General features: G+C 54.4%; 1 protein-coding gene. It reads left to right on the top strand.

All coding sequences use genetic code 11. The annotated features are described in order from the left end of the window. Positions 1 to 40 precede the first annotated feature (40 nt). Positions 41 to 252 (top strand): hypothetical protein (locus tag H5123_RS20430; RefSeq protein ID WP_182699101.1); only part of this gene is annotated, 212 nt, incomplete at its 3' end.

Genomic DNA, 252 nt, shown 5'->3' with positions numbered 1-252 from the left:
CGTGGCCGCCGTCGCCAATGACTTTGAAGCCCTGGCGAACGTGCACAATTTAGTCGTCGGCGCCTCAGATGGCGTCAACACCACCAACATTAACGTCACCCTCACTGAGCTTGATGTCAATGAAGACCCTGAGTTCACCCCACCCGTGGGCGAAACCAGCTACAACTTTACGTATTTTGAAAACAGCAGCGACAGCACTGTGATTGGCACCGTCAATGCCATCGATCCAGAAGGCACGCCAGTGACCTACAG

The sequence above is a fragment of the Shewanella sp. SR43-4 genome, from assembly GCF_014163845.1.
Taxonomy (GTDB): domain Bacteria; phylum Pseudomonadota; class Gammaproteobacteria; order Enterobacterales; family Shewanellaceae; genus Shewanella; species Shewanella vesiculosa.
The sequence above is the reverse complement of the archived record's forward strand: the minus strand, read 5'-3'. Positions and strand labels throughout refer to the sequence as shown.